A 21,952-nucleotide genomic window follows, 5' to 3' on the forward strand; every position below is an offset into this window, starting at 1 on the left:
AGGAATATACACCCACTCATTGATTAATTTCATTTTGAACTGCTGCTCTTTCATGAATATAAGATGCAGAAACATTAATACAAATACGAGCATAAACTGTTCCTGCTGAAAGAGAAGGATGGATGCGATGTTTACGATTAGTTTAGTGTATTGCACATTATTATTCCTTGTCATCTGAAAGATTGATTTCCTATTCTAGCTTAATTTCCTTGCTATTGAAGAGAGGACATCATATGAGCCATCATCTCTTTGTAAACAGCTTTATAATTTCTTAATCCAAACTGTCCTGCTTCGAGGAGCGGTACAACATGGTACATTTGCGATGGCTCTTTTGATACATACGTTGGGTAAAATTGCGGGTTCATTAATGATATTTTTTTGCTTCCATCTTGCATCGTCATTTTGACATCAACTGCAGTCATTCCGCCTAAATCCTTGTAATCATCTATTTGACCGCTAAGAAAGTTTCCTAGTGAGTATACAATTAACCCTTTACGTCCATCTTCAGTTGTATGCCATTCCATTGGCTGCAAAACATGAGGATGGTGCCCAAATATAAGGTCGGCCCCGGATTCAATTAAATAAGATCCTAATTCTTTTTGCTCGACGGTTGGAAAGCGTTCATACTCATTTCCCCAATGAACACTCATTATAATGACATCTGCTGACTGCTTAGCCTTTTGAATATCTTTTTTCATTTGCTTCCGATTAATTAAATTGACCAAAAACTCTTTTCCATCTGGTATCGGAATACCATTCGTACCATACGTGTAAGATAAAAAAGCAAATCGAATACCATTGGATTCAAGAGTGGTTACTTTTTCACTTTCAGCCTGGCTGCGAGAAGTACCGGTGTGAGAAAGACCAATTTTGTCCATATACGAAAGGGAGGCCAATAACCCTTTTTCATTTTTGTCTAAACTATGATTATTTGCTGTTGAAACAAGGTCAATGCCAGCTTCTACTATAGCGTCTCCTACTTGCTGGGGACTGTTGAAAGATGGGTAGCTGGAGATTCCAATCTCCTCGCCGCCAAGAATTGTCTCCTGATTAGCGATGAGAAGGTCAGGCGCTTGAAGCATTGGTTTAACCTTCTGAAGCATAGGTGTAAAGTCATAACCGCTGGCTGTTTGCGCTAGTTCATAAACCCGATCATGAATGAGAATATCACCAATTCCGGCAATTGTTGTCCGCCTTTCAATCATCTTTAAATCAAGATCTATTTCTTTATCGGTAGAATGAAGAGAGACGGATCGGAAATTTTTATTCTTTGCTTCATCGCATTCATACATGTTATAAAAGATAATAGCGGAAAGAACACCAAGGGTTATGCCGATAAATATGATTCCTTTATACATCATATGCTCCTAAATAAGTATGACTTTTTACTCTTACTATAATATAGTATGTATTGTTTTGCTTTTAAAAAAGTGAAAAATAACTATAAAAAGGAGGAAAAATGATGATTAAGCTAACAGAACCTGCTATCACAATACTGCATAGTATTATTGCAGGTGAGATGGAAAAAGATCCTTCTGACAAACTTTATGTCCGTCTCTCAATGGGAATTGGCTGAGGAGGGCCTGAGCTTAAGCTGTCTCTGGAGGAGCAGCCTTTATCCAAAGATATTAGCATTGCAGCAGAAGGGATCAACTTATTAATTCATGAAGAGGATGCTGTGTATTTTCAGCAAACAAAACTTGATTATGTAACAGACCCTTTAGGAAGAAAGTCTTTTAAAATTCTTCATGTATAAAGTGCCATACTACGAAAAGCCAAGAATGCTGTTCTCTCAGCATCCTTGGCTTTATTTACGAGTAAAGAATATATATTAATGAGAATCTCAATCAGATTTGAATCACTAATTACTTACATTTAAGAAAGATCTACGTTTTCAAAAAAGTAAATAAGATCATCAAAGCTATTGACCCTATAGGCGTGGGTAGCTGAATTTAAGTCTTTTGAATATTGCGCAATATCAACCATAAATTCTTCCCGTGGCGATCGTTCATTAACTGCAGCTGAAAAGAGGTAATTATTTACGGTTTCCTTTTCGAATTTCATTATTAAATCACCATCTCGTTCTTTTTACTTATTATTATAAGTGAAATTTACATTTATGGACCTTGCAGATGTGTCAATTTGCTGAAATCTTATTTAGCAGTGGAAGTTCAATAGTGACCGCTGTCCCTTCTCCTTCGATAGAATTGATCGTTAGATGGCCATTATGACGTTCGATAATTTCTTTCGATATAGACAGTCCCAGTCCCGTACCAGTAGTTTTTGTTGAATAGTATAAAGAGAACAGCATTTTTACCGTTTCTGCAGACATTCCTGCCCCATTATCCTTTATAACCATTCTAGCGTTTCTTTCATCTGCTCCAATCGAAATTGAAATAAGTCCTTTCTTTTTATCCATGGCTTCCAGGGCATTATTGCATATATTAAGCAAAACCTGTTTGAGCTGCTGTTCATTGCCATACACAGCTACTTCTTCAACAATGGTGGCTAGTTGCGTGCTTACATTCTGAAGTTGAGCTTTATTTTCAAACAGGAGATAAATTTCCTCTGCGATCTCATTTAAAACAACTGCTTTTTTCTCGCGGGCAATGGGTTTACCAGTATGCAGAAATTCAGAAATGAGATCATTTGCCCGATTAATTTCTCTAATCGCCACATCTGCATAAGTTTCTTTCCCAGATTCAATTAATTGCGGACGGACAAGCTGCAGAAAGCCCTTTACTGCAGTCAGAGGATTTCTTATCTCATGAGCCATAGATGCTGCAATTTTATTTATCTGTACATCCTGGTGCTCATTAGGAAAACAAAATAAATGGAGCTGTTTTTGTTCTGTCCGTACAATGTAAACAATGTATGAACGAATTTGATTGTTGAGATCTAAATCCAGTGTTATTTTTTCTCTCTCGCCGATCAGCTGACTAAAGGTGTATTTTAAATGGGGGACGAGTAAGTCATAAAAAGAGATATTTTCATATGACAAGGAAGAAGAAATGATCATAAACCTCTCGTCAATTTTAAAATAGGGAAAAGGGAGCTGTTTATACATTTTATCCATCATAACAAACCATCCTAACACACTTATTTTGCAAACTTACTTGAATCTATGAAAAACTTGATCGGAATATGTTATGTATTGTTGAAAAAAAATGAATTTAAGGATGATATGCATCTTTTTGACTATAATATAACAATTTAAACAAATGTTATCAATAAAGAATGTTTCATTCTACTATAAAGAACAATTCTAGCATCAAAAAAACTCAGCAACCATTGCTGAGTTTTTCATAGATTTATTTTACATTGCTAGATCCATTTAACTTTTGGCTCTGTTTTATCCTTAATTCGCTTAATATTAGCACGGTGTCTATAGACTACAAATAGTGCTAAAATTGAAACTACGATAATTAATGGGAGATCCCCTGATACAATAGCATAAATTAAGGCTGCAACAGCCGCAAGCATGGAAGACAATGAAACGTATTTTGTTATGTAAAGGCTAATAAAGAAAACAAGCAGAATGACTAGAAACATTGGCCACACATATGCCAATAAAACGCCTCCAGAGGTAGCAACCGCTTTTCCACCTTTAAAACCTGCAAAAATCGGAAACATATGGCCGACAACCGCAACTACACCAGCTATAAGGGGATGTAAATCAGATCCAATTATAAAAGGCAGCAAGGCAGCAAGTGTCCCTTTTAAAATATCAGCAAGTGTTACAGTCAGCCCTGCTTTTACTCCTAGTGTTCGAAAGGTATTCGTTCCGCCTAAATTGCCGCTTCCATGTTCACGAATATCAATTCCATAAAAGGTTTTGCCGACGATTAAACCAGATGGAATTGAACCGATTAAATACGCCAAAATAATAATAATTGCACTAACTGCCATGATAACTCTCCTTCTCACTTGATCTGCAGTTCTTTTATTGTACCATGTCTAGCAGCAAACATCCTAACGGTTATTTTTATGATATCCATTATTTTTTTACTAATCTTTAAAGTGATTCATTATTACACATTTTTATGCAGTATTAATAATAAAGACTGCTTCTTGCTTGTACGTTTGATTTATATTGCTATCTATGACTATTTATGTGTCATCCTGCTGTAAGTTTGAACAAAAATAAAAGGGGTATACAACCATTGTCACGATAAACAACAAGGAGGGCTTTAAAATGAACCATGATTACAATACTACAAATGGACAAGCAGACAAAGTCAATGAAAAACTGCAGGATCTTTCATCCGAACAAACAGCTGAGATTCTTGAAAACTTTGAAGAATTTAAGAGCTATTTAGGCAAAAAAGTAGCAAAAGGCGAAAAACTTGGACTGAATGAAGAACAGCTTGCTAATGCTGCAAAAGTTGCAGCTGAGTATCTGGCTAAAAATGAGAGTCCTCGCAATCGAGAAGAAAAATTATTGCAGGAACTATGGAAAACTGGAACAGAAGAAGAAAAACACATGCTCTCTCATATGTTGGTTAAGCTAGTAAAGTAAGAAACAAGTAAGCACTTTTTACTTGTAACTCATGAAATAGATTAAAACATGCAGGGGAATCTTCTCCTGCATGTTTTGTGTATATGTTGGAGGAAATCAAATGAAGCTGCTGAAAAATGTAAAATTTTGGCTAACACTTGCTCTCATTACAATTTTTTTGGCAGGGATTATATATGTACATAATACGAAACCGCTGCCGCCGGGAATTTCCTACGAAGGAGAGTTATCTCAGGTAGATGATGCTGATTTTATTTATGACGTAACATTTCAAACCAAAGAGGGGCAAACACAGCATGAATTACACATAATGAACCGCCTGGAAGAAGCTATCTTGGAGGCGGAAGAACTCATAGTTCTTGATATGTTTTTATATAATAGCTTTCATGATCATGGCCAGTCATTCCCTGATATTAGCGGGAAACTGACTAATGCATTAATTACCGCAAAGAAAAGAAATCCTGAAATACAAATCGTTGTGATTACTGATGAAGTTAATACAACATACAATTCTCATAGTGTTCCTGAATTCACAGAATTAGATCAAAACGGCATTCAAGTCATTATGACGAATTTAACCGAACTAAGAGATCCAAACCCATTATATTCCTCGATTTGGCGAAGTACGCTGCGCTGGCTGGGAAATGATCCGGAAAGCGGTGTCCTTCCTAATCCGCTTGCTAATTCGGCTCCAGATGTTACCTTACGCTCTTATTTTAGTCTATTAAACATTAAGGCGAATCATCGTAAGGTCCTTGCTACAGAAAAAACGGCCATTATTACTTCTGCTAACGCCCATAATGCCAGTGCATTACACTCAAATATAGCCGTAGAAGTAAAAGGAGAAATCATTGAGGAGGTAATAGCATCTGAACAGGCAGTGATTGATTACAGCGGATACGAAGTTAAATTAAAAGACATTAACTACAGTTCTGCTGAATCAGCGCAATCAGCTTCAGAAGTTCAGCTGCTAACGGAAGGGAAAATCTACAAGCATCTTTTAAAGAGTATACGGGATTCAAAAGCAGGAGAGACCATATGGATCGGAATGTTTTATTTAGCTGACCGCAGCGTCATTGACGAATTAATTGCTGCTGCAGACCGCGGCGTCTTTATTAAGATGATATTGGATCCTAATGAAAATGCATTTGGATCAGAAAAAGCAGGCTTGCCTAATATACCTGTTGCTGCAGAACTTCAAAAACTTGGCAATGAACAGATTGAAATACGCTGGTATAACACAGGCGAAGAGCAATATCATTCTAAAATTCTGCTTGTTAAAGGACAGAAAGAAAGTACGCTTATTGCCGGGTCAGCCAACTTTACCTCAAGAAACTTAGATGATTACAACCTCGAAACCAATTTAAAAATAAATGCTCCATCAGAGGAAAAGATCATGAAAGATGTTGAACAGTATTTTACCAGGTTATGGAACAATCAATCTGGTCAGTATACTCTGTCTTATGAAGAAAAAGAAGATCTTCCTGTTTTCAGGTATATTCTTTATCGCATACAAAAGATTTTCCGCTTCACTACCTATTAAGCATACGAAACTTTTCGGCATGTTTGTTCGTTACTTATAAGGGGGAAGGATTTGGATAAGAAAATCCCTTTCCCTTCTGGTAATGATTATGTACGATAGGGAGTGGGGAGGAATATACATATGAGCCAAATAGAATTTTCAAAAACAAAACGAACTCCTGCAAGAAAGTGGATCATCACAGGACTTCTGTTAGCAATCCTATTAGTCACTTCGAGTATCATTCTATTATTATATCCTTTTGCCTCAAAGGAGAAGGAAAACTATTTCAGCGGCGAACATCCTGTCATTTTTCAAGGCAATCAGGCAGGTAATGCAGTTATAGATGGTGAGAGTGTCTATTTATCGTTCAGTTTTCTGCAAGAGTATATAGACGATAGTCTGATTTATGATGAGGGATCCAATTCCATTATCATTACGACGGAAAGTAAAGTGGTGCAGATGCCTTCAGAATCATTAACGTATTATGTGAATGAAGATCCTGTGGAGCTCCAATTTACGCCAATCACAACAGAGAACGGCGAAATTTATATTGCGATTGACCCGCTGCTTTCCCTGTATTCTTTTCAATATGAGCTATTGCCGGAATCCGGTGCTATCTGGATTCAGCAAAACGGAGATTCCCTCACACATGGCACCATAACCGAGGGTCATGAAGAAAAAATGCGTCTCCGAACGGATGCCTCCCTGCAATCACCTTATGTTGCAGAAGTGGCAGCAGATGAACCAATATACATTGAAAATGACCAGGATGATTATTATTATGTGAGAAAAATGGATGGGCAAGCTGGTTATATAGAGAGATCACTTGTTACAAGGGAGAAAACCGTAGAGGTAGTTATTGCTGAAGAGCCTGTAGAGCATGATGTTCCAATGATTGATGGTCCGATTCATTTAACATGGGAAGCGGTTTATACGAAAAACCCTGATACGGAAAACATGCCGGCAATGCCTGGTGTAAACGTGATTTCACCTACCTGGTTTGAACTTGCTTCCCCTGATGGAGATATAAAAAATCTGGCATCGGTATCTTTCTCTGAGTGGGCTAAAGAGCAAGACTACCAAATATGGGGGTTATTTTCTAATGCCTTTGATCCTGAATTAACGCATCATGCATTTACTTCTTTTGAAACAAGACAGAAAATAATTCGCCAGCTACTGCATTATAGTCAAATTTATAAGCTGGATGGAATCAATATCGATATTGAAAATGTGAACCCAGAAGATGGCCCTCTTGTAACCCAATTTATGCGAGAAGCGACCCCCTATTTTCATGATGCGGGGTTAACGGTTTCAATGGATATTACCTTTATCGCCAGCGGAAATTGGTCTGCTTTTTACGAACGGGAAAAGCTCGCTGATATTGTCGATTATTTAGTCGTGATGGCTTATGATGAACACTGGGGAACGTCACCGGTTGCTGGCAGTGTTGCCTCTTTTCCGTGGGTTGAAAGCAACTTAGAAAAGTTATTGGAAATCGTTCCAAACGAGCGATTAATCCTTGGTGTGCCTTTATATGCCAGACTCTGGAAGGAAACAGAAGCAGGAGAAGTATCTTCTGAGGCCCTTTCTATGGCACAAGTGCAGGAGTGGTTAGCAGAGTATGATGTCACCCCTGAATATGATCCAATCAGCGGTCAAAACTATGCCGAATACTATGATGAATCACAGAAAGCTACCTTTAAGATTTGGCTGGAGGACTCATTATCCTTACAAAAACGGGCAGATTTAGCAGTTAAACACGAACTTGCAGGCGTTGCCAGCTGGTCCCGCTTCTTTGCAGATGAAACGGCTTGGAGTGCATTAGCTATTGAAGATGAACACGCAGAAGAAAAACAGTAAGAACTTGCATTCAATTGATAAATAAGGGTAAGGTTATAGTAAAAGATTCATACGGGAGGTCCTTACAATGACAATAGAAATTCCAAGCCGTGAAGAAATAGGAAAAATTTTAAAGAACGCAAAACGAATTGCTGTGGTAGGTCTAAGTGCTGATCCAGATCGTACATCCTACATGGTTTCAAAAGCGATGCAGGATGCTGGTTATGAAATTATCCCTGTGAACCCAAATGTAGATGAAGTGCTTGGAATGAAAGCAGTAGCATCTTTAAAAGATGTTGAAGGGCACGTGGATATTGTTGATATTTTCAGAAGATCCGAATATCTGCCTGAACTTGCAAAGGAATTCGATCAAATAGACGCTGATGTATTTTGGGCACAGCTTGGCGTTGCCAATGAGGAAGCGTATGATTTTCTAAAAGAAAAAGGCTATACTGTGATCATGGACAGATGTATCAAAGTAGAACACGCAATGACAAAATAATGTGAACTGTCAGGACACATGAGACTATTTCGGTCTCATGTTTTCTTTTTCTATACAGCAGAAAATCCTATTATATTGCAAACGCATCCTATATGATCTTTTTGTTTTTTCTATGAATTATGCATAAGTCATTTGCCAAAACGAAATAAATAGATAAAATAAAGCATAGACGTTTCAAGACAATATGGTAAAATACCAATTGCGAACGTTTGTTCTTAACTGTGAAAATTTAATCATTTTAAAGGAAAATGCTTTTCTAAAAACGAATACGATTACGAATGCTCTGGTAAAAAAATAGAACAGAGCAGGTACAGAAAGAATCCACATTTTCAGAATGTATTCAACTGACTTGGCTGGATCTTTCTTTTGGAAGTATGAAAGGGGTATGATTGTGGCAACGAATCAAGGAAACTTTGATTATAATGATGATGCCATACAAGTGCTGGAGGGACTGGAGGCTGTCAGAAAACGGCCTGGTATGTATATCGGCAGTACAGATAGCAGAGGGCTTCATCATTTAGTATATGAAATTGTCGATAACTCAGTAGACGAAGCACTTGCAGGCTTTGGAGATCATATAATTGTCAAGATACATAAAGATAACTCCATAAGCGTTCAGGATAAAGGACGCGGGATGCCTACTGGAATGCATAAAATGGGAAAGCCTACACCAGAGATTATCTTAACCGTGCTTCATGCGGGCGGGAAGTTTGGTCAGGGAGGATACAAAACGAGCGGCGGATTGCACGGAGTTGGTGCTTCGGTTGTGAATGCTTTATCAGAATGGCTTGTGGTTAAAATTCGACGCGATGGTTTTGTCTATGAGCAGCGGTTTGAAAATGGCGGAAAACCCGTTACAACGCTTGAAAAGGTTGGAAAGACAAATCAAACCGGCACAATCATTCATTTTAAACCAGATCATACGATCTTCTCTGCAACCACTTACAACTATGAAACATTATGTGAACGGTTAAGAGAATCAGCATTTTTGTTAAGAGGAATGAAAATTGAGATCATCGATGAACGCAATGCTGTTCAGGAGCTTTTTCATTATGAAAATGGCATAGAGGCATTTGTTCAATATTTAAATGAAGAAAAAGATGTGCTCCATCCGGTTGTCAGCTTTGCAGGTCAAAACGGCGGCATCGAAGTCGACTTTGCTTTCCAATTTAATGATGGATACTCAGAAAATGTATTATCTTTTGTCAACAATGTCCGCACAAAAGACGGCGGTACACATGAAGCCGGTGCAAAAACAGCTATCACAAGAATCATTAATGAATATTCACGCAAAGTGAACCTGCTTAAGGAAAAAGATAAAAACCTGGACGGTGCTGATATACGTGAAGGCTTTACCGCCATTATCTCTGTAAGAGTACCAGAAGAGCTTTTGCAATTTGAAGGTCAGACAAAAGGCAAGCTAGGCACAAGTGAAGCCCGCTCTGCCGTGGACTCTGTTGTTTCAGAGCATTTATCTTATTTCCTGGAAGAAAACCCGGAAACAAGCTCTCTGCTAATTAAAAAGGCTATTAAAGCGTACCAGGCCAGAGAAGCTGCACGTAAAGCGCGCGAAGATGCAAGAAGCGGTAAAAAACGCAAAAAAGGCGAAGCGGTGCTCTCCGGAAAATTAACACCGGCACAGTCGCGAAATCCGCAAAGAAATGAATTATATCTGGTTGAGGGTGATTCTGCCGGAGGATCTGCTAAACAAGGACGGGACCGCCGTTTCCAGGCAGTACTACCGCTGCGTGGTAAAGTTATTAATACGGAGAAAGCCAAACTCGCAGATATTTTTAAAAATGAAGAAATCAATACAATTATTCATGCAGTTGGTGCCGGAGTTGGCGCAGACTTTACGCTTGAAGATGTCAATTACGATAAAATTGTCATTATGACAGATGCCGATACTGATGGTGCACATATACAAGTGCTTCTTTTAACCTTCTTTTATCGCTATATGAAGCCACTAATTGAAGCTGGCAAGGTGTTTATTGCCCTTCCGCCTCTCTATAAGGTGAGCAAAGGATCTGGAAAAAAAGAGCAGATTGAATATTCATGGAGTGACGATGACCTTCAGGATGCAATCAAAAAGATCGGTAAAGGCTATATGATACAGCGTTATAAAGGACTAGGTGAAATGAATGCGGATCAGCTTTGGGAAACTACGATGGATCCTGAAACAAGAACACTGATACGGGTAAAAATTGATGATGCCGCTCGTGCTGAACGCCGCGTTACTACCCTTATGGGCGATAAAGTTGAGCCGCGCAGAAAATGGATTGAATCCAATGTAGCGTTTGGTCTTGAAGAAGATGGAAGCATACTTGAAAATGAAAATATTTCTGTTGCAGAGGAGGGTGTTGAAGGTTGAGTTCTGCAGAAAAGTTTCGTGACCTTCCGCTTGAGGATGTCCTCGGTGACAGATTTGGGCGTTATAGCAAATATATTATTCAGGAGCGTGCTCTTCCGGATGCACGCGATGGCCTAAAGCCGGTTCAGCGAAGAATCCTTTATGCTATGCATGTTGATGGCAATACACAAGATAAAGGTTTCCGCAAATCAGCCAAAACAGTCGGAAATGTAATCGGCAATTATCATCCGCATGGTGACTCTTCGGTTTATGATGCAATGGTGCGCATGAGCCAGGACTGGAAGCTGCGCAATTTACTGATCGAAATGCACGGGAATAACGGGAGCATTGACGGCGACCCGCCTGCTGCCATGCGTTACACAGAAGCAAGATTGTCAGCAATTTCGGCTGAGTTAATTAGGGATATAGAAAAAAGAACCGTAGATTTCATTCCGAACTTTGATGACACATCAGAAGAACCAACTGTCTTACCAGCGATGTATCCCAATTTGCTGGTGAATGGTTCAACAGGTATCTCGGCAGGTTATGCAACTGAAATACCACCTCATCATTTGCATGAGGTAATCGATGCAGCCATTCACCGTATGGACCACCCCGATTGTTCGGTCGATGACTTAATGGAATTTATAAAAGGACCAGATTTCCCGACCGGCGGAATCATTCAAGGTGTTGAAGGCATTCGCAAAGCATATGAAACGGGTAAAGGGAAAATAATCATCCGAGGAAAAACAGATATTGAAGATTTGCGCGGAGGCAAAAAACAAATCGTCATTACTGAAATTCCTTATGAAGTAAATAAGGCAAATCTAGTGAAGAAAATGGACGAATTGCGCCTTGACCGCAAAGTTGAAGGCATAGCCGAAGTCCGGGATGAGACCGATCGCACGGGCCTCCGTATCGTTATTGAATTGAAGAAGGATGCAGATCCTGAAGGCGTCCTTCACTATCTATATAAAAATACAGACCTTCAGATTCCGTACAATTTTAATATGGTTGCCATCCATAATCGCCATCCAAAGCTAATGGGCCTGCGCCAGCTGCTCGATGCTTATATTGGCCACCGTAAAGAGGTTGTAACCCGCAGAACCGAATTTGAACTGCATAAAGCGGAAGCTAGACAGCATATTGTAGAAGGCTTAATGAAAGCACTGTCTATTTTAGATGAAGTTATTGCAGTCATTCGTGCTTCAAAAGATAAACGCGATGCAAAGGATAATTTAATCAGTCAATTCGCTTTCACAGAGCCACAGGCTGAAGCTATTGTTTCTTTACAGCTATATCGCTTAACAAATACCGATATCACTGCTCTTCAAGCAGAAGCAGAGGAACTTGCCAAACAAATTGAGGAACTGACCTCTATCCTGGAAAGCAATAAGAAATTGCTTCAAGTAATAAAAAAAGAATTAAAAGATGTAAAAAAACGTTTTGCTGATGCACGCAGAACAAGAATTGAAGCCGAAATTGAAGAGATTAAAATCAATCTTGAAGTGCTTGTTGCCAGTGAGGATGTCATTGTGACAGTAACGAAAGAAGGGTATGTTAAACGGACAAGCCAGCGTTCTTTTGCTGCCTCAAATGGACAGGACTTTGGCATGAAGGACACCGATCGAATCATTTCCCAGCTTGAAATGAATACGACCGATGTAGTTTTACTGTTTACAAACAAAGGAAATTATTTATACTGCCATGTTCATCAGCTCCCGGATATCCGCTGGAAGGAGCTTGGACAGCATATTGCCAACATCATTCCAATCGATCGTGATGAATGCATCATCAAAGCGATTCCGATGAAAGACTTTACCGCCAATGAATTTTTTGTATTTGTGACGAAAAACGGTATGGTCAAGAAAACGGAAATCAGCTCCTATCAGGCACAGCGTAATTCAAAACCGCTTGTTGCCATCAATTTAAAAGGATCTGATGTGGTTGTTGATGTTCATAAAACAAATGGAAATACAGAGCTTTTCCTTGTAACCCATCATGGCTATGCCTTATGGTTCCATGAAGAGGAAATTAACATTGTCGGAGCACGAGCGGCAGGTGTTAAAGGCATTAACTTAAAAGACGGTGATTACGTTACAGGCGGAAAGCTTATTGAGAATGAAAAAGAACAATCAGTTGTGATTGTCACTCAGCGTGGATCGATCAAACGGATGAAGCTGTCTGAATTTGAAAAAACATCACGAGCTAAACGCGGTGTCGTTGTATTGAGAGAACTGAAGTCTAATCCGCACCGGATCAGCGGATTTGTTATCGCAAGAGCAAATGAAGAAATCACTCTTGAATCTGAAAAAGGCCATATGGAAACTGTACATGCAGCAAATATCCGTTTTAATGACCGTTATTCAAACGGATCCTTTATTATGGATGAAACCGACAGCGGCAAGGTAAGCAAAATATGGATTAGCAAGCAAGAAGATAATTAAGTGAACTTCATGTCAGTTTTAACTGGCATGAAGTTTTTTTTGCTTATTATTGGGAAAAGGAGATCAACATAATACCATTATTTATCATGCTTCCATTCAAGATCGCCTGCTAATCCTCAAGTTCTGCATTACTTTCAGTTTTACAACATTCTTTAAAAATGTCTCACTGTTATATAATTGCTTGTGCATTATAGGTTCATCTGATAAATTTAAATAGTATTACTATATCAGTATAAGAAACATTCAAACAAGAAATTTTTTTATGGAGGAATTCAATGGAATGGATTGAGTTAGTGGTTGGAGAGTTAAATGATTTAATGTGGACGTATATTTTAATAGCTGCTTTGATTGCAAGCGGACTGTTTTTCAGCCTGCGCAGTAAATTTGTTCAATTTAGAATGTTTCCTGAAATGTTCCGCATTTTAGGTGATAAAGCAATGGTATCTGCTGATGGAAAAAGAGGCATTTCATCTTTTCAGGCATTTTGTATTAGTGCAGCTTCACGGGTAGGTACAGGCAATATTGCAGGTGTTGCTACAGCCATTGCTGCTGGGGGGCCAGGTGCTGTTTTCTGGATGTGGATTATAGCCTTTCTTGGCGGCGCTTCCAGTTTTATAGAAAGTACATTAGCACAGATCTACAAGGTAAAAGACAGGGATGGCTTCCGCGGAGGTCCCGCTTATTATATGGAGAAGGGACTAAACAAGCGCTGGATGGGCATTTTGTTTGCAGTTATTATTACATTTTGCTTTGGTTTTGTCTTTAACTCTGTGCAATCAAATACGATCGCTTTAGCATTTGAAGATGCGTTTGGCACAAACCAGACACTTGTAGGGATAATTTTAGCGGTCCTAACAGCGGCAGTCATTTTTGGCGGCGTTCATAGAATTGCGAAGGTGTCACAAGTTGTTGTTCCTATTATGGCTGTGATTTATATTCTATTGGCACTTGTTATAATGATTATGAACGTTACTGAAATTCCAGCAGTATTTTCATTAATTCTTAAAAGTGCCTTCGGTTTAGAAGAAGCCCTAGGGGGAACGATGGGTGCTGCTGTTATGATGGGCATCAAGCGCGGCCTCTTTTCAAATGAAGCAGGAATGGGAAGTGCACCAAACGCAGCAGCTGCTGCAGCGGTCAGCCATCCTGTAAAACAAGGGTTAATTCAAACACTTGGAGTTTTTGTTGATACGATTATCATTTGTTCGGCAACTGCCTTTATGATTATTCTATCAGGTGATTATATGAATTCTGACCTTTCTGGAGTTCAATTAACGCAATCAGCTTTATCCGTTCAGATTGGATCATGGGCATCAATATTTGTTGCAGTAGCCATTTTCTTATTTGCTTTTACATCGGTAATAGGAAACTATTATTATGGTGAAACCAATATTGAATTTATCAAGAAAAGCCGAATGGCAGTGTTCATTTATCGACTCGGTGTCATAGCGATGGTTCTTTTTGGAGCTGTTGCATCTCTCGACTTGGTATGGAGCCTCGCTGACCTATTTATGGGTGTCATGGCGCTCATTAACTTAACAGCGATTGTACTGCTCAGCAGAACGGCTCTTGCTGCTTTAAAAGATTATCTCCAGCAGCGCAAAGAGGGCAAAGACCCAGCGTTTTACGCGGATTCAATACCTGGTTTAACAGGAATTGAAAGCTGGGAAGTGAAGAATCAAAAGGATAAGCAATAATTATAGAAGTAAGAAGCATCCTGGGCGGTTATCAGGGTGCTTTTTTTATGTTATTTGGTAAAACTGCAGTACTTGTACATGTTTTTTCCAGAAATGGTTATGATATTGATGAATAAGTATATAGGAGGAACATAAATGCGCAAAGAAATAATGATCCCGCTTGCTGCGGTATTTTTCTTTTCCTTGTCAGCCATCACTGCTGCTTTTGCTAATGAGAATGAAAAACTGAACACTGTTTTTGAAGCAAAACAAGATGTTACAGGGGATGGGCAACCCGATCACATTTATATAAAAGGACTACCATATGATGAAGGCGCGGGTTTTCTAAAAGAAATTAAACTAGAAATAATGGCCAGCAATGGGAAGACATACACAAAAGATTTAGAACCTGGATATGAACCCAGCATCGTTTTTCAAGATTTAAATCATGATCATGTTAAAGATATGCTGATAATGATTCCAACAGGAGGGAGCGGCGGTCTTTCACATTACTATCTATACACCTTAAAGGATTTCAAATTAAAAGACGTAGGAATTCCTGAAGGCTTAACAACGAATAGTCAATTTTTAGACGGCTATAAAGCAAAATTAGAAATTCAAAATACCGGACAAACTTTTGAGTTTGATCTAAAGGACCGGAAAAAGGAATATGACCGGCTTGGTTTATATCAAAACGGCAAGTTAAATGAACCTTTAGAATTGATGATTGATCCTTATGGTTCAATGAAACCAGTTCTATTTGAGAATGGACAATATGGATTGAGAGCGGTTCAGGGCATTAGCGGAGCATATCATGCAGATGGCATTGGCTATATTGAATCAACGTGGCTCTATAAAAACGGTAAATGGGAACTTCAAGATGTAAAGGTAATGAAGAATCTGAAATAGTGTAAATTGTCACACCTTTTAGGCGAATATCATAAAATAGGGCAACGGTATTAAATACGTTTATAAAGGAGCCGTTGCCCATGGAAAAGTTTTCACCCTCCAAATTGCATGTTTGCTATTTACCGCCAGCAACTGCATTTCGCCCAGTAGAACGAAGAAAATATACTTTAACACATAGTGACGAAACTGGAGAATTATTTTTATCTATTGGCCATGATTATGACCTAAGCACAGTGAACATGAATGTACGGGATGAGTTAGCTGCAGAATGGCTTCCGCAGCTTGGCCAGTATGTGCTGGCAGGCAAATTTCACATTAGTAACGGAGAGTATGATCAGCAGTATGCTCACGCTCGATATTTAATTTTCCAGCGGGAAGCAGATCGGGCTTTATCCGCACTAATATACGGAGACCGCGAATTTTTCTCCCATTATCCCTGGCTGCTAGATTCGCCGATTTATATTCATTTTGACTCAATATATCCTGAATTTCATAAAATGTTTTATTATGGTACACCAAGACAATATTTACAAAAGGCTGTAGGTCCATTAACAGCAAACTCCTAAATAAGAGGACTGTATACGACGACATTTATGAAAAAGGGCCCTTGCAGTGCATAAAGAAAAAAATACAGAAACACCTGAAATGCTCAGTTACGAATCAGACGGAAAAATGGGGCAAGAAAAGCAGCTGGAAATGGTTAGCAAAGAAGCGAATTAGATGGTTTTTTAATTGTACTCAGGAAAGTGAATAATATTTAGGCAGACACATATGATGTCTGTCTTTTTTTACATATAATGAGTTGCAAATAATTTTATTATGTTAACTAACGAGAGGAATTAATACTTAATAAAATTTTATCCTTTAAAGTGATAAATAAATATCGCCGAAATTGTTGAAATTGTTAAAAAAAAGATTTATATTGTAAAGAACTATTTAAAGATAATACCAATTTAACATAATAGGAGGTTTTTACATGAGTGACTCTCAAATGAGAAGTGATATGATTAAAAAAGGAGTAGATCGCGCCCCGCACCGCAGCTTATTGCGAGCAGCCGGAGTGAAAGAAGAGGATTTCGGTAAACCATTTATTGCTGTATGCAACTCATACATAGATATTGTTCCAGGTCATGTTCATCTGCAGGAGTTCGGAAAAATAGTAAAAAAAGCCATCCGTGAAGCAGGCGGAGTTCCGTTCGAATTCAATACGATTGGAGTAGACGATGGCATTGCGATGGGCCATATTGGAATGCGATATTCCTTGCCAAGCCGGGAGATTATTGCTGACTCACTTGAAACGGTTGTTTCTGCACACTGGTTTGATGGAATGGTCTGCATCCCAAACTGTGACAAAATTACCCCTGGTATGATGATGGGTGCGCTGCGGGTAAACATACCTACGATGTTTGTCAGCGGAGGACCGATGAAAGCAGGTGTAGATTCGAACGGAAAGCCGTTATCTTTAAGCTCTGTTTTTGAAGGTGTCGGCGCCTATGAATCTGGCAAAATCAATGAAGCGCAGCTGCAGGAAATTGAACAGGTGGCCTGTCCGACATGCGGATCGTGTTCAGGTATGTTTACAGCTAACTCCATGAATTGTCTTGCAGAAGGCCTCGGATTAGCATTACCTGGAAATGGAACAATACTTGCGGTATCTGAAGAACGCAAAGAATTTGTAAAAAAATCAGCTAGTCAGTTAATGGATCTGATTAAAAAGAACATTAAACCTCGTGATATCGTAACAATTGATGCGATTGATAATGCATTTGCATTAGATATGGCAATGGGTGGGTCCACCAACACAGTTCTTCACACATTAGCACTTGCACATGAGGCAGAAATTGAATATCCAATTGAAAGAATCAATGAAATAGCCAATCGAGTTCCACATCTCGCAAAAATAGCTCCTGCATCAGATTACCATATTGAAGACGTCCACAATGCCGGTGGCGTAAGCGCGGTAATCCATGAATTGCTGAAAAAACCAGATGCTCTGAATGGTGATTGCATCACCGTTTCAGGAAAAACACTTAGAGAGAATGTAGAAGGCTGTGAGATTCTCGATCATAATGTTATCCGCCCGCTGGAGAATCCTCATAGCGAACGCGGAGGACTTGCCGTCTTATTCGGAAATCTAGCCCCAGAGGGTTCAATTATTAAAGTAGGGGCTGTTGATGAATCTGTAGGCGGATATCATAGAGGACCAGCTATTTGCTTTGATTCTCAAGAAGATGCTTTATCAGGTATTATTACAGGCAAAGTTCAAGAAGGAAACGTCGTTGTTATTCGCTATGAAGGGCCGAAGGGAGGACCAGGCATGCCTGAGATGCTTGCACCGACCTCACAGATTGTCGGCAGGGGGCTTGGAGCAAAAGTTGGCCTTATAACAGACGGACGCTTTTCTGGAGCTTCACGCGGCATCAGCATTGGTCATATCTCACCGGAAGCAGCAGAAGGCGGTCCAATTGCTTTCGTTGAAAACGGTGATATTATTGAACTTGATCTGAACAAGCGTACCATTAACCTGGAAATATCTGATGAAGAATTCGAGAAAAGAAAAACAAACTGGAGAGGCTTTGAATCAAAAGTAAAAAAAGGTTATCTAGCTCGATATTCTAAACTTGTAACAAATGCCAGCACAGGCGGCGTTATGAAAATCTAATAGCAGCAAAAACTCGATTTCATAATGGAAATTCAAAACCATTAAGAAATCGAGTTTTTTAAGTATTTATTTAAAAGAAATCTTTCAGCAACAAATAAATTTTATAAATAAAACTGCAACTCCTTAAAGAAATATTAGTATTTATAAATGATTGTTTAAATTTTGCTGAATAACAATTTTATGTTAATTTTTTATTTCGTCTCACTAACTTAAGTATACTTATATAATGAGACAGTAAATATGCTCATATTAATTGGTTCCGATAATATATATTATGTAAACTAGAATAAAATCGCAATTAATCACCTTTATATCTTTCTTCCACAGTTGACGTGCGACACAAAATTATTGAAACTTATATTACATAGCGACTCCTTTTTTTACATGCAATGTTGGTATAGTCGATAATGCTTTTTTTATTCTTTTTTTGAAGGCTCTCACCTTGAATATTAAAATTATAATTTTTGCATTTCTTAAATAATATAAGGGGCACACACTGCACCCCTTATTTGAAACGATTTACTCTTATTTTGTCATTTGATTAAGAAAGCGGCGTATTTCTTCATGATTTCCAGAGATTTGTGCTTCTCTTTCCTCGTCTTTCCTCAGCTTTTCTTGAGCAAGCTTTAAGATTTCTTTCTCTCTTTCTTGAGGAATGATGACCACCCCATCTGCATCACCCACAACAATATCACCAGGTTTAACAGCAACACCCCCACAAGATATAGGGATATTCATTTCGCCCCAACCGCTTTTTGCACTAGCCGCAACGGTTGTACCTTTGCAAAAAACAGGATAGTTTAATTTTTTCACACCTTGAACATCACGAATTACACCATCTGCGATAATCCCATTGATACCAAGTGATTGCGCTAATCCAACAATAAAGTCGCCAGCTATTGCTCTATACGTATCACCTTTTGCATCAATTACAAGAACATCTCCAGGATTCGCTTCATTAATAGCACGTAATACAGCTTTGTTGTCTCCAACTGGTATTTTCACAGTAAAAGCTCTACCCGCTACTACAAAGTCTTCTTTTAAGGGCTTAATAGTTGAATCCATATTATTTAATCCTTGCATAGAATCAGAAAAACAGGCTGTTGGTATTTTCAGAAATTTAGATATAATGTTATCCATCACTTACCTCCATAATTAGGCTAACAACAGTAAATTAAAGATTATTAAAAATCTTTTGTTCTCTTAAACATCAAGTCCATTTGAATTTGTTCTTCTATTCTGAATTTTTCGCATAACAAAAGGGTAGAGTATAGAAATAACAGTTAGGATCATTAACACAATTGAAATTGGTGACGAGAAAAAGTAACCAATTGAGCCATCAGAAGCGATAATACTTTTCCTAAAGTTTTGCTCCATATCTGGTCCAACGATTAGGGCAAGAATTAGCGGTGCTACAGGGAAATGATATAGCTTCATAAATAAGCCCAACATGCCAAATATGATTAATAAAAAGAAATCGGCAGCTGAATAGTTGAATGTGTATACCCCTACAAATGATAATACTAATATAATCGGATATAAGATCTTAGGCGGTGTATCTAAGATTTTAATCAATAAACCGACAAGTAAAATATTAATAATGATTAATACAATATTTCCTATAAACATGCTATTGATTAGTGCCCAAACCATATCACCATTTTGCTGGAATAAAAATGGACCTGGTTTAATACCTAACATGATCAGAACACCAAGCATGACGCCTGTGGTTGCAGAACCGGGTACTCCCATTGATAAAAGGGGAATCATCGCTCCAACAGCTGCTCCATTATTGGCCGATTCTGGTGCTGCTAAACCTTCAATTCTTCCCTTCCCAAACTCTTCAGGTTTTTTTGCCAGTTGTTTTTCCGTCGAATAACTTAACATGGAAGCAATTGTACCACCTGCACCAGGTAAAACCCCGACTAAAAATCCTAAGGGTGCACTTCGGAAAATCGGCCATTTAGATTTTTTCCACTGTTTTTTCGTAATCCAAATTTTACCGACAGTTTCCTTCTTTTCTGTGGGTCTATTTATTGTGAGCAAATTATAAAGCACTTCTCCAACAGCATATATTCCCATTATGATGATTAGAAACTCGATCCCCTCAGTAAAATGATGAATTCCCATTGTGAATCGGTATACACCAGATTGTAAATCAACCCCGATCGTGCCGATGGCTAGACCAATACACATTGAGAGGAAACCTTTAATCATCGCTCCTCTAGAAAGGGATACAATGGCTGAAAGGGTAAATAGCATTAACAGGAAATATTCTGCAGATCCAAACTTCAGGGCAAAATTAGCTAATGGCTGTGCCAAAAAAATAAAACCTACTACCCCAAGCATCCCTCCAATAAATGAAGCTATTGCTGAAATAGCTAGCGCCTGCCCACCCAAACCCTTTTTTGCCATTGGGTATCCATCAAATGTAGCAGCAATCGCAGAACCATCACCAGGAGTATTTAAAAGGATTGAACTTCTTGAACCGCCATACATTGCACCGCAATAAATAGCCGTCATTAATATAATTGCACTGGTAGGATCCATCCCAAACGTGATAGGCACCAAAACTGCGACTGCCGTAGCAGGTCCCAATCCAGGAAGCATGCCAACAATAGTACCTAAAAACCCTCCTGCTGTAATCCATAAAAGATTAATAGGCTGAAGTGCAATTAATAAACCTTCTAAAACCATTTGTATATCAATCCCCATAGAACAGTACCTTCCTTTCCATTATTTTCTCTCAGAATATAAAACAGTTATTATTAAATCTTTCTTATACTCAATTCCCTGATTTCCAAATAATTCCTCAGTTTCCTTCTATCTAGACTTCTCAACAAATTCTGCAAAGGGTATGTTAGCCGGTTTGTTATCCATAAGTTAGTTGACACGAAAATGCTGAGAAATAAACTATGGCAAAATAATCCCCATTGATTCAAATCCAAACCAAACAACTACTGTGAAAACAACTGCTACGATCACATTTATCTTCCATTTTTTCTTGCCATTAATCAGATGTAACAAAGCATACAAAAATAAAGTCGTAGATATTAAAAAGCCTGCTACTTCAAAAATAAACGTATAGATTAGTGAAAAAACGGTTGTCCACACGATCATCATGATAACCTTTTTTGTAAATAATGTTTTAATTTCTATTTTTTCACCTTGATTTCGTACTTCGGAAACCAAATAGATAATACTAAAAAACAGTAATAACAACCCAATCATTCCTGGAAAGTACAAAGGTCCATTTGGATCACCTAATTTAGCTTTAGGCAAATTTAAAGTTGCAACCAAAAAGATTATACTAGATACGATAAAACCTCCTGGTACAATCAACTTTTTATTCTGCATGATTAACCTCCTCCAATTTTTTAATACAGCGACCAACTAGATATAGATTTGAAATCGCTTTCGAATTTCTTTAAATATAATAACGGTAAAATCTTTATCAAATTTCTTTCCTGTCAATTAATAAACTAGTTGATTGTTGAATGACAAATTTTCATTATTCTCATTAGTCTCT

17 protein-coding genes are annotated in these 21,952 nt (G+C 38.4%); 10 read left to right on the forward strand and 7 right to left on the reverse strand.

Annotated features, from left to right (window positions below):
* Positions 1-212: 212 nt before the first annotated feature.
* From F7732_RS04130 to plsY, 4 genes are all read right to left on the reverse strand, one after another.
* Positions 213-1,358 (reverse strand): CapA family protein, encoded by a 1,146-nt coding sequence (locus F7732_RS04130; protein WP_192912987.1) that lies wholly within the window; start codon positions 1,356-1,358, stop codon positions 213-215.
* A gap of 517 nt (positions 1,359-1,875) precedes the next feature.
* Entirely contained in the window at positions 1,876-2,064 is a 189-nt protein-coding gene (locus F7732_RS04135) for a hypothetical protein (protein ID WP_151572370.1), read from the reverse strand.
* Positions 2,065-2,137: 73 nt separating this feature from the next.
* Positions 2,138-3,079, reverse strand: coding sequence for an ATP-binding protein (locus tag F7732_RS04140; protein WP_151572371.1), 942 nt, complete (start codon positions 3,077-3,079; stop codon positions 2,138-2,140).
* Positions 3,080-3,324: 245 nt separating this feature from the next.
* Positions 3,325-3,909, reverse strand: a complete 585-nt coding sequence (plsY, locus tag F7732_RS04145) for a glycerol-3-phosphate 1-O-acyltransferase PlsY (protein WP_151572372.1) — start codon at positions 3,907-3,909, stop codon at positions 3,325-3,327.
* A gap of 286 nt (positions 3,910-4,195) precedes the next feature.
* Here plsY and F7732_RS04150 point away from each other — a divergent pair, with 286 nt between their 5' ends.
* The 10 genes from F7732_RS04150 (at position 4,196) to ilvD (ending at position 18,423) form a co-directional block, all read left to right on the forward strand.
* Positions 4,196-4,519, forward strand: coding sequence for a DUF3243 domain-containing protein (locus tag F7732_RS04150; protein ID WP_066445547.1), 324 nt, complete (start codon positions 4,196-4,198; stop codon positions 4,517-4,519).
* A gap of 100 nt (positions 4,520-4,619) precedes the next feature.
* The gene (locus F7732_RS04155) at positions 4,620-6,059 is read left to right on the forward strand and encodes a phospholipase D-like domain-containing protein (RefSeq protein ID WP_151572373.1); all 1,440 of its coding nucleotides are present in this window, start codon (positions 4,620-4,622) and stop codon (positions 6,057-6,059) included.
* A 120-nt stretch (positions 6,060-6,179) separates the two neighbouring features.
* Complete coding sequence (locus F7732_RS04160) at positions 6,180-7,898, forward strand: glycosyl hydrolase family 18 protein (protein WP_151572374.1); 1,719 nt, start codon at positions 6,180-6,182, stop codon at positions 7,896-7,898.
* 67 nt (positions 7,899-7,965) lie between these two features.
* The gene (locus F7732_RS04165) at positions 7,966-8,379 is read left to right on the forward strand and encodes a CoA-binding protein (RefSeq protein WP_151572375.1); all 414 of its coding nucleotides are present in this window, start codon (positions 7,966-7,968) and stop codon (positions 8,377-8,379) included.
* A 385-nt stretch (positions 8,380-8,764) separates the two neighbouring features.
* Positions 8,765-10,750: a DNA topoisomerase IV subunit B gene (gene parE, locus F7732_RS04170; RefSeq protein WP_192912988.1), complete on the forward strand. Its 1,986-nt coding sequence runs from the start codon at positions 8,765-8,767 to the stop codon at positions 10,748-10,750.
* Positions 10,747-13,176 (forward strand): DNA topoisomerase IV subunit A, encoded by a 2,430-nt coding sequence (gene parC / locus F7732_RS04175; protein ID WP_151572377.1) that lies wholly within the window; start codon positions 10,747-10,749, stop codon positions 13,174-13,176. Before parE ends, parC begins: the two co-directional genes overlap by 4 nt.
* A 275-nt stretch (positions 13,177-13,451) precedes the next feature.
* Positions 13,452-14,873, forward strand: a complete 1,422-nt coding sequence (locus F7732_RS04180) for an alanine/glycine:cation symporter family protein (protein ID WP_151572378.1) — start codon at positions 13,452-13,454, stop codon at positions 14,871-14,873.
* Positions 14,874-15,008: 135 nt separating this feature from the next.
* Positions 15,009-15,761, forward strand: a complete 753-nt coding sequence (locus tag F7732_RS04185; protein WP_151572379.1) for a hypothetical protein — start codon at positions 15,009-15,011, stop codon at positions 15,759-15,761.
* An 80-nt stretch (positions 15,762-15,841) separates the two neighbouring features.
* Complete coding sequence (locus F7732_RS04190; protein ID WP_151572380.1) at positions 15,842-16,327, forward strand: staygreen family protein; 486 nt, start codon at positions 15,842-15,844, stop codon at positions 16,325-16,327.
* Between the two features lie 410 nt (positions 16,328-16,737).
* The gene (gene ilvD / locus F7732_RS04195; protein ID WP_192912989.1) at positions 16,738-18,423 is read left to right on the forward strand and encodes a dihydroxy-acid dehydratase; all 1,686 of its coding nucleotides are present in this window, start codon (positions 16,738-16,740) and stop codon (positions 18,421-18,423) included.
* A 525-nt stretch (positions 18,424-18,948) separates the two neighbouring features.
* Here ilvD and F7732_RS04200 read toward each other — a convergent pair.
* From F7732_RS04200 to F7732_RS04210, 3 genes are all read right to left on the reverse strand, one after another.
* Positions 18,949-19,563, reverse strand: a complete 615-nt coding sequence (locus tag F7732_RS04200) for an RraA family protein (RefSeq protein WP_151572381.1) — start codon at positions 19,561-19,563, stop codon at positions 18,949-18,951.
* 63 nt (positions 19,564-19,626) lie between these two features.
* Entirely contained in the window at positions 19,627-21,138 is a 1,512-nt protein-coding gene (locus F7732_RS04205; protein ID WP_192912990.1) for a tripartite tricarboxylate transporter permease, read from the reverse strand.
* A gap of 198 nt (positions 21,139-21,336) precedes the next feature.
* Entirely contained in the window at positions 21,337-21,780 is a 444-nt protein-coding gene (locus tag F7732_RS04210; RefSeq protein ID WP_151572382.1) for a tripartite tricarboxylate transporter TctB family protein, read from the reverse strand.
* Positions 21,781-21,952 lie beyond the last annotated feature (172 nt).

Source organism: Bacillus mesophilum, from assembly GCF_008923265.1.
GTDB lineage: Bacteria > Bacillota > Bacilli > Bacillales > Cytobacillaceae > Cytobacillus > Cytobacillus mesophilum.

Coding starts and splice junctions, on each gene's coding strand:
- F7732_RS04210 (WP_151572382.1), bottom strand. CDS start 21,780: ATGCAGAATAAAAAGTTGATTGTACCAGGAGGTTTTATCGTATCTAGT.
- F7732_RS04155 (WP_151572373.1), top strand. CDS start 4,620: ATGAAGCTGCTGAAAAATGTAAAATTTTGGCTAACACTTGCTCTCATT.
- F7732_RS04160 (WP_151572374.1), top strand. CDS start 6,180: ATGAGCCAAATAGAATTTTCAAAAACAAAACGAACTCCTGCAAGAAAG.
- ilvD (WP_192912989.1), top strand. CDS start 16,738: ATGAGTGACTCTCAAATGAGAAGTGATATGATTAAAAAAGGAGTAGAT.
- F7732_RS04150 (WP_066445547.1), top strand. CDS start 4,196: ATGAACCATGATTACAATACTACAAATGGACAAGCAGACAAAGTCAAT.
- F7732_RS04135 (WP_151572370.1), bottom strand. CDS start 2,064: ATGAAATTCGAAAAGGAAACCGTAAATAATTACCTCTTTTCAGCTGCA.
- F7732_RS04180 (WP_151572378.1), top strand. CDS start 13,452: ATGGAATGGATTGAGTTAGTGGTTGGAGAGTTAAATGATTTAATGTGG.
- parE (WP_192912988.1), top strand. CDS start 8,765: ATGATTGTGGCAACGAATCAAGGAAACTTTGATTATAATGATGATGCC.
- F7732_RS04130 (WP_192912987.1), bottom strand. CDS start 1,358: ATGTATAAAGGAATCATATTTATCGGCATAACCCTTGGTGTTCTTTCC.
- F7732_RS04165 (WP_151572375.1), top strand. CDS start 7,966: ATGACAATAGAAATTCCAAGCCGTGAAGAAATAGGAAAAATTTTAAAG.
- F7732_RS04185 (WP_151572379.1), top strand. CDS start 15,009: ATGCGCAAAGAAATAATGATCCCGCTTGCTGCGGTATTTTTCTTTTCC.
- plsY (WP_151572372.1), bottom strand. CDS start 3,909: ATGGCAGTTAGTGCAATTATTATTATTTTGGCGTATTTAATCGGTTCA.
- F7732_RS04140 (WP_151572371.1), bottom strand. CDS start 3,079: ATGATGGATAAAATGTATAAACAGCTCCCTTTTCCCTATTTTAAAATT.
- F7732_RS04205 (WP_192912990.1), bottom strand. CDS start 21,138: ATGGGGATTGATATACAAATGGTTTTAGAAGGTTTATTAATTGCACTT.
- F7732_RS04190 (WP_151572380.1), top strand. CDS start 15,842: ATGGAAAAGTTTTCACCCTCCAAATTGCATGTTTGCTATTTACCGCCA.
- F7732_RS04200 (WP_151572381.1), bottom strand. CDS start 19,563: ATGGATAACATTATATCTAAATTTCTGAAAATACCAACAGCCTGTTTT.